This window comes from Rothia sp. HMSC062H08 (assembly GCF_001810775.1).
Lineage (GTDB): Bacteria > Actinomycetota > Actinomycetes > Actinomycetales > Micrococcaceae > Rothia.
This window is the reverse complement of sequence record NZ_KV802668.1, coordinates 351,928-360,178: the sequence shown is the minus strand read 5'-3', so window position 1 is coordinate 360,178 and position 8,251 is coordinate 351,928. Positions and strand designations below refer to the sequence as shown.

Sequence of the window (8,251 nt, the reverse complement as noted above, 5' to 3'; positions counted from 1 at the left end):
TCACTTTCGGACGACACCGCCCCTCCACGCACGCTAGGCTACCCGAGGCGGCGCGCCGTGTTTTCCGGAAGCGCCCTCAGGGTGTCAGCCCGGACGCTCTCCGATGCGGAGCGAGGAGAGGGCGGAGCGTCTGTGCGACGGGTGCCCCTGCGTAGGCGCGGAGGAAACATGCGGCGTGCCGTCCCAACTAGCGAAGCGAGAACAAACACCACCCTTCCAAGTCCCAATCCGGGGGCAAGTACCGCCCTCAAAAGCGATTTAGCGTCCGGTCATACCCAGCAGCTCATTCGCGCGAACGCGAGCCCAACGCTCCGCGTTCAGCACAGCCTCCAGAGTCAAATCAGCGTCAGAGACAGCCTCAGCGCTGCCGGTGTGCTTCTCCAGCACGCGTGCGACCGAATCGACAATGTCGGTAAAGCGAATCGCGCCCGCATGGAATGCTGCCACGGCTTCCTCATTGGCGGCGTTGAACACTGCCGGGTGAGTGCCGCCGACCTTGCCGGCGTCCTTGATCATGCGCACGGCGGGGAATGCTTCCTCGTCCAGCGGCTCAAAAGTCCAGGATGCAGCCTTCGACCAGTCGCAAGCAGGCACAGCACCGGGGATTCGGTGCGGCCAGGTCAGACCCAGCGCGATGGGCAGAACCATGCTCGGCGGGGACGCCTGCGCAATGGTTGAGCCGTCCACGAACTGCACCATGGAGTGCACGATGGACTGCGGGTGAACCGCCACGTCGATACGGTCCAGGTCCACGCCGAACAGGTGGTGTGCTTCAAGCACTTCGAGTGCCTTGTTGACCATGGTTGCCGAGTTGGTGGTGACGACCAGGCCCATGTCCCAGGTGGGGTGTGCGAGCGCCTGCGCGGGGGTCACGTCGTGTAGCTGTTCGCGCTTGTAGCCGCGGAACGGGCCGCCCGATGCGGTGAGGATGAGTCGGTCGATTTCTGCGTCGGTTCCGGAGGCGAGCGCCTGCGCGAGGGCGGAGTGTTCGGAGTCGACGGGCACCATGGGGGTGTTCAGGGGGGATGCATCGACGGCGGCGCGTACGAGCGGGCCGCCTGCGATGAGGGATTCCTTGTTGGCCAGTGCCACTCGGTAGCCGCTGTTGAGGGCGGTGAGTGTCGGTTCCAGGCCGATGGATCCGGTGATGCCGTTGAGGACGGTGTCTGCCGGGTGTGCTGCGGCCTGTACGGATGCTTCGGGACCGTGGGCGATTTGCGGGGTGTAGCCGGTGGCGCCTGCTTCGGAGGCTGCCGCTTCGATGAGTTCGCGGAGGCGCTGCGCGTCGTCGGCGGTGCCGCTGGTGGCGACCAGTTCGGCGCGCACGTGCACTGCCTGTCGTGCGAGCAGTTCGAGGGATCGGGAGCCTGCGGAGAGGGCGACGACTTTCAGCGGTGCGTCGGCGGCGGAGGCGCTGGTGCCTTTGAGTGCGGCGAGGTGGTCGATGACTTCCATGGCTTGGGTGCCGATGGAGCCGGTTGAGCCGAGGAGGGTGACGCGCTGCGGTGCGCGGGTGAGTTCTGTGAGGGCGTCGGTGAGGCGGTCGCGGCTGCCGCCGACGCGTGCTGAGGATCCAAACTTCATGGTTCTAGTGTCTCATGAGCTCGCGGGTACGTTCGGGTACTGGCGCCGCCTCTCATCTTAGAAGGCCCAGCACAGAAGACCCCAGCGCAGAAGAATCCCCCGCCCTGTCATACGGGGCGGGGGATTCAACACATACGTTTTAGAGCAGATCCTGCAGCAGCTCAATGCAGCGGTCCAGGAAGGCGTCCACCTGGGATTCCTCGTAGCTGACGGTGCCCGAGGCGGGGCGGAACTTTGCGTGACGCACCACGGAGGGGTCCAGCGGCTCCTCGCTGTTGAGCTGGGCGTACACGCGGTCGCAGATGGCGTCCACGTCGCCGACGAAGTAGCCCATGTGGCGGCGCTTGCTGGGGCGGCGGAAACGCTCACCGGCGGGGCGTTCCAGGCGGCCGGCGAGCAGCTCGCCGGTTTCGACGAGGGAGCGTTCCCAGTTGTCCAGGCCGTACGCCTCAATGTAGCGGCTGCGTTCGAGCTTGGCGAAGCGTTCCTCAATCTTTTCGAGGGCGCGGTCGACCACGTCCAGCTGGTAGCCGCCGGGTTCTTCACGGAAGACGACCTGGCGGATTCGTCGGGAGGTGTAGAGGTCTTCGGGCAGTTCGGAGGCTCCGCTGAGCTTCTCGTAGTCCTCGGCGAGGCGGGTGAACAGGCGGTCTACTTCACTACGCTTGTAGCCGGGTTCGGTTTCTGCTGCACGGGCAAATCCGCCTCCGCGGGTGGTGCTTGCCAAGGTGGGCTCCTCTCGACGATTGAACTTTAAGAATACCAATGCGCAGGCTACCTGACGCAAGGTTGGCGGGCGGTGTCTTAGATATAGTCCCTTGCTTTCCTGACTTCTGCGCCCCTATTCAGCGGGTACAGCAAAGCCGGATACAGCAAAGGCGGGGCGCTCTTCCCCCACTCGTGGGAAGAAACGCCCCGCCTCCATAAGCGATAAAAGCTTGAAGCTTTAGAGCGGCATAATAAACCGGAAAATCAGGCAACCAGCCGCCGCAGCGAAAAGAATCGAGTCCAGGCGATCCATCATGCCACCGTGACCGGGCAGGATATTCGACATGTCCTTCACACCCATACGGCGCTTGAACACGGACTCCACCAGGTCACCGGCAGTCGAAGCGACCACCATGACCGCCGCCAGCGGAATAGCCCAATACCAGGGCGAACCCATGACCGCCAAGGCGATAGCGCCAACAACCGCCGAGCCGACGAAGGAACCAGCCAGGCCCTCCCAGCTTTTCTTCGGGGAGATCTTCGGCGCCATCGGGTGCTTACCCCAATTCACACCGGCAATAAAGCCGAACGTGTCATTGCAGATGGCCATCAGCAGAATCATGAGGATGCCGCGCTCGCCGTGGTCCGTCTGGAAGTAGACCATGGCAATGCCCAGCATCAGCGGCACCCACAGCAGAGCCAGGGCGCTACCGCTCAAAGACTTACCCAGTGAGACCTGACGGTCAGCACGCACGAGAGCAGAAGAGAGCAGCAGCGCCAGCAGGCTCACCGCCAGGGCGATGCCCAGCCCGGTAAAACCGAACAGGAAAGACACCACCACAATTGCGCCAGACAGGGCACCCAGCAGGTATTCCGGGATGCCGTAGCCGCGGCGGGTATTGAGCACGTGCCCAATTTCCCAGGCGCCCAGGCCAGCCGCGGCAGCTGCAAGCGCCACAAAAATCGGCTGGTAAATCAGGCCCAGCACCAATAGCACGCCGAAACCGACGCCCACACTAATGGCGGCGGGCAGGTTACGGCCAGCTTTGGCGCTGCGCGACTTCACCGGCGTTGCAGCGGTCTGCGGGCTCGGCTGTGGAGCAGGCGGCGTGCCTCTCTCTTCTTTCGCTTCTTTGCGTGTACTCATTAGGGTTTAGACCTCGAGCAGTTCAGCTTCCTTGTGCTTGTACAGTGCGTCGACCTGGTCGATGTGCTTCTTGGTCTGTGCGTCCAGTTCCTTCTCAGCACGTGCGCCTTCGTCTTCACCGATTTCGCTGTCCTTGACCAGCTTGTCAATAGCGGTCTTAGCGTGGCGGCGAACGTTACGGATGGAGATACGAGCCTCTTCAGCCTTGTGGTTGACGAGCTTGGTGTATTCCTTACGGCGCTCAGCGGTCATTTCGGGCATGACAACGCGGATAGCTGCACCGTCGTTGCTGGGGTTAACACCCAGGTCGGAGTCACGCAGAGCCTTCTCAATAGCTGCCAGTGCGGTCACGTCGAAGGGAACGATCTTGACGGTACGTGCGTCCTCAACGTTGAAGGACACCAGCTGCTGCAGCGGGGTCGGCGCACCGTAGTACTCTGCGGTCAGGCCGCTGAAGATTGCGGGGTTCACACGACCGGTACGAACCTTAGCGAACTCAGTCTTGGTTGCTTCGATGGTCTTTTCCATCTTCTCGCCGGCTTCGGCAAGGATTTCTTCGATCACGAAAGGATCTCCTTTGTCGGTATTCTGGGGTACCAGAATTGTCGGTGGGTGCGCGTTCAGCCCTCACGGTTCCCTACCGGTTCGCGGCGCATCCGAGGCGAAAACCTGAGGAATAAGGCGAAGTCGACGGGAAAGAGGCAGAACGTCGTATTTGATATAAGTCTAGACGGTACCGGCGGGCATAAGCGAGTTTTAGCGCTTACTCGCGCGGTACCGTCCAGAATAAGTCCGCACCATCAGGCACGGTCACAGTGTGAGGGGGCATTCCATGCGCCCCAACCTAAAAATTAGGGGTTAGCGAGTAACGAGGGTACCCATCTTCTCGCCCAGGATTGCGCGGGTCACGTTACCGTCACCCTGCATACCGAACACGCGCATGGTCACGTTGTTGTCGCGGCACAGGGAGAACGCGGTCTGGTCCAGTACGCGGATGTTACGCTGCATTGCCTCATCGTAGGTGAGGTTGTACAGACGCTCAGCGTTGGGGTCCTTGTTCGGGTCAGCAGTGTAGATGCCGTCCACGCCGTTCTTAGCCACCAGAACCTCATCTGCGTGGATTTCCAGGGCGCGCTGAGCAGCCACAGTGTCGGTGGAGAAGTAGGGCAGACCCGCACCAGCACCGAAGATCACAACGCGGTCCTTCTGCATGTGGCGGATCGCGCGGCGAGGAATGTAAGTCTCAGCAACCTGCGGCATGGTGATAGCCGACTGAACGCGGGTGTCAATACCCTCCTGCTCCAGGAAGTCCTGCAGAGCCAGGGAGTTCATCACGGTGCCGAGCATACCCATGTAGTCTGCACGGGAACGATCCATACCTGCCTGAGAGAGTTCAGCGCCACGGAAGAAGTTACCGCCACCAATCACGATGGAGGTCTCAACCTCGCCAACAGTTGCGGCGATCTGCTTAGCGATGCTGCGCACGACCTCGGTAGAAATACCGACTTCACCGCCACCAAAAACCTCACCGGAAAGCTTGAGCAAAACGCGGCGGCGGCCGGTCTCGTCACGGTGCATCGGGCGGGGATTCGCTTCAGTCATGGTTCCTCCAGTGGCTTACCTAGGGATTGTTATGGGTGATTGGGGCGGACTCCTGCCGCCTAGTCCTTATCAAGGATACAGCAAAGCCGGATAGCCACCAGTGGTGACTACCCGGCTTCAGGCTATAATCCCAACCTCATACGACTTCCCTTACCGGGAACCCGCAATACGGGAGGGCAGAACTGCAGCGAGTCCTTATGCGCCCACGCGGAAACGTGCGAATGCGGTAGCGGTTGCGCCAGCCTCGGACAGAACCTGTGCGACAGACTTCTTGGAGTCCTTTGCGAAGTCCTGATCGAGCAGGGTGTTCTCCTTGAAGAAGCCCTTCAGGCGACCCTCAACGATCTTGTCCAGAATCTTCTCGGGCTTGCCCTCAGCGATTGCGGTCTCGCGAGCAACGCGCTTCTCGGTCTCGATCTGGTCTGCGGGGATGGACTCGGAATCCAGGTACTTGGGGCTCATTGCAGCAATGTGAACTGCAACGTCGTGTGCGATCTCGTCGGTGTTCTCACCGGAGACAGCCAGCAGAACGCCAACCTGTGCGGGCAGGTCCTTGGAGGTCTTGTGCAGGTAAACTGCAACGTTCTCGCCCTCAACGCGTGCAACGCGGCGGACAACGATCTTCTCGCCGAGCAGTGCACCAGCGTCGGTGGTCAGCTCCTCAACGGTCTTGCCCTCGTAGGATGCAGCCTGCAGCTCTTCCAGGGTGGAAGCGTTAGCAGCAATAGCAGCCTCGAGCACGTTCTGGCCGAAAGCGATGAAGGGGTCGGACTTTGCCACGAAGTCGGTCTCAGAGTTGACCTCGATCATGTAGCCAACGCCGTTCTCAACGCGTGCAGCTACCAGGCCCTCAGCGGTTGCGCGACCCTCGCGCTTGGTGATGCCCTTCAGACCCTTAACGCGGATGATCTCAGCAGCCTTCTGCTGGTCGCCGTTAGCCTCGTCCAGAGCCTTCTTGACGTCGAGCATACCTGCGCCGGTCTTCTCGCGCAGTGCCTTGATGTCTGCTGCGGTGTAGTTCGCCATTGTGAACTCCTTGTGTTGCTGTAATAAATCGGGATGACATCCCGGTGGTACAAATGGCGGACGGCGCCGCGCCCAGGTCAGGGCGGGCGCCGTCCGAACGTGGTCCCCGCGGGCGGGGGCCACAAAGCATAAAGCTTAGTGGGCTAAGAAAGCTTACTTAGCTGCCTCTTCAGCCTGTGCAGCCTCGTGCTGCTCCAGGAGCTCGCGCTCCCAAGCTGCCATGGGCTCCTCAGCTGCTTCAGCCTTGCCGTTCTTCTTAGCGTTGCGCTCGATCAGGCCGGCTGCCACTGCGTCAGCAATCACGCGGGTGAGCAGGTTGACGGAGCGGATAGCGTCGTCGTTACCGGGGATCGGGAAAGCAACCTCGTCGGGGTCGCAGTTGGTGTCGAGGATAGCAACAACGGGGATGCCCAGCTTCTGAGCCTCGTTAACTGCCAGGTGCTCCTTCTTGGTGTCAACAACCCACAGGAGGGAGGGAACCTTGGACAGGTTGCGGATACCGCCGAGGGTCTTCTCGAGCTTCTCGAACTCGCGACGCATGAGGAGCAGTTCCTTCTTGGTGTAGCGAGAACCTGCTACATCGTCGAAGTCAATCTGCTCGAGTTCCTTCATGCGCTCAATGCTCTTGGAGATGGTGCTGAAGTTGGTCAGCATACCACCGAGCCAGCGGTGGTTCACGTAGGGCATGTTCACGCGGGTTGCCTGCTCAGCGATAACTTCCTGAGCCTGCTTCTTGGTACCCACGAACAGGATGTTGCCACCGTGTGCGACGGTCGACTTAACAGCCTCGTATGCCTTGTCGATGAAGGCGAGGGACTGCTGCAGGTCGATGATGTAGATGCCGTTGCGCTCGGTCAGGATGAAACGCTTCATCTTGGGGTTCCAACGGCGGGTCTGGTGACCGAAGTGAACGCCGGAGTCCAGCATTTCACGCATAGTTACGACGGGCATGTCGTCTCCTTTGTGGTGCCGCGCGGACCTCCCATTCGGGCTAGCCCAACACGCGCATAGTAGTTATCAGTTTTTCCTGGCGGCGGTTAGCGTTCACGGTTACCCGTTCAGCTCAGGCCCTAACCACCCCGTATGGGTGGACCGAAGGTCCCTTATCGGCTCCCCGTTTGAGGATGCCGCTCACGCCGCGCGTCGTCAGTGAAGCTGTGCGGAACCCCCTCACAGAAGGAGAATACCCGCGCAGGCACACTGCAATACGACATTGTACCGTATATTCCGCGATTAATCCGCCGGATTAGGGTTAAAACCTGCGCAGGCGCGGCGGGTGTGTGCAGGGGCACTGTGGATAAAGGATTTTAAGGCGAAAACAGCGGGGTTATCCACAATTTTTCGTGAGGTGCCGCGGGGCGGGGCAATTCGTGATGTGCTCAGAAGATGAAGCAGAACATGATGACATTAGCGACAACGCTACGGCGCGCGATGCTGACGGCGTGCTGCCTGCTGGGTGCACTTGTGAGCGCGGGTGGGCAGGGCTACGCGGGTAGTCAGGGTTATTCGAGCTGGATCAGTTCTACAGACGGGGCAGGTTTCGCAGAGGGTGCCACCTCAAGTGCGCACGTTCCCAACAGCGCACAAGTTCCCGGCACCGTTGAGCTCACCGCGAGCCGACTACGCTACCGCTCCCCCACCGCCGAATCCAGGCCGCGGGTGATCCGCCCCTTTGAGAATCCCGCCCAACGCTGGAGCGCAGGGCACCGCGGCGTAGACCTTGCCGTACCCGAGAACGACCGGCGCGTCTACACACCGGCACCGGGAAAAGTGGTTTTCAGCGGCACGGTCGTCAACCGCAAAGTGCTGGTCCTTGCGCATCCGGATGGGCGGCGCAGCACCTTCGAACCCATGGACGAGGCGCTCACCGTCGGCACCACGGTTGCAGCCGGTGAGGTCATCGGCACCGTCGCAGTCACGGCGGGCGGCAACAGCGAGCGCCCCTACCGGCGGTGCTCCACCGCGTGCCTGTACTGGGGCGTACGCCAGGGAGGCGCCCGCGGAGACGGCAGCGGCAAGGACGCCGAGTACATCAACCCCATGAGCCTGCTGAGGTCGAAGGAACCGAGCATTCTGCTACCCGTGCCGGGCGGGTATTAGGAGCAGGCACTAACGGCGACAAGCCGCAGATACAGCTGTGGCCCGTCACCTCCCAAGAAGGAGGCAACGGGCCACAGAATCCAG

The 8,251-nt window shown here is 61.4% G+C and carries 8 protein-coding genes; 1 reads left to right on the top strand and 7 read right to left on the bottom strand.

The genetic code is table 11. From position 1 onward, the window contains the following. Positions 1–258 precede the first annotated feature (258 nt). From dxr to rpsB, 7 genes are all read right to left on the bottom strand, one after another. Positions 259–1,584: a 1-deoxy-D-xylulose-5-phosphate reductoisomerase gene (gene dxr, locus HMPREF2765_RS06550; protein WP_070604789.1), complete on the bottom strand. Its 1,326-nt coding sequence runs from the start codon at positions 1,582–1,584 to the stop codon at positions 259–261. A 139-nt stretch (positions 1,585–1,723) separates the two neighbouring features. After that, a complete protein-coding gene (locus HMPREF2765_RS06545; RefSeq protein ID WP_049341682.1) occupies positions 1,724–2,311 on the bottom strand; it encodes a cell division protein DivIVA in 588 nt (195 codons plus the stop codon). Positions 2,312–2,530: 219 nt separating this feature from the next. Then, positions 2,531–3,439 (bottom strand): phosphatidate cytidylyltransferase, encoded by a 909-nt coding sequence (locus HMPREF2765_RS06540; RefSeq protein ID WP_070604786.1) that lies wholly within the window; start codon positions 3,437–3,439, stop codon positions 2,531–2,533. A gap of 6 nt (positions 3,440–3,445) precedes the next feature. Beyond that, positions 3,446–4,003 carry a ribosome recycling factor gene (gene frr / locus HMPREF2765_RS06535; RefSeq protein WP_044150664.1) on the bottom strand — a complete coding sequence of 186 codons (558 nt, stop codon included), beginning with the start codon at positions 4,001–4,003 and terminating at the stop codon, positions 3,446–3,448. A 294-nt stretch (positions 4,004–4,297) separates the two neighbouring features. Then, the gene (pyrH, locus tag HMPREF2765_RS06530; RefSeq protein WP_049345691.1) at positions 4,298–5,041 is read right to left on the bottom strand and encodes a UMP kinase; all 744 of its coding nucleotides are present in this window, start codon (positions 5,039–5,041) and stop codon (positions 4,298–4,300) included. Between the two features lie 195 nt (positions 5,042–5,236). Beyond that, positions 5,237–6,067 (bottom strand): translation elongation factor Ts, encoded by an 831-nt coding sequence (gene tsf / locus HMPREF2765_RS06525; RefSeq protein WP_005508816.1) that lies wholly within the window; start codon positions 6,065–6,067, stop codon positions 5,237–5,239. 153 nt (positions 6,068–6,220) lie between these two features. Then, positions 6,221–7,018, bottom strand: coding sequence for a 30S ribosomal protein S2 (rpsB, locus tag HMPREF2765_RS06520; protein ID WP_005508818.1), 798 nt, complete (start codon positions 7,016–7,018; stop codon positions 6,221–6,223). A gap of 435 nt (positions 7,019–7,453) precedes the next feature. Between rpsB and HMPREF2765_RS09395 the strand changes: the two genes are divergently transcribed. Then, positions 7,454–8,167 (top strand): M23 family metallopeptidase, encoded by a 714-nt coding sequence (locus tag HMPREF2765_RS09395; RefSeq protein ID WP_246824934.1) that lies wholly within the window; start codon positions 7,454–7,456, stop codon positions 8,165–8,167. Positions 8,168–8,251 lie beyond the last annotated feature (84 nt).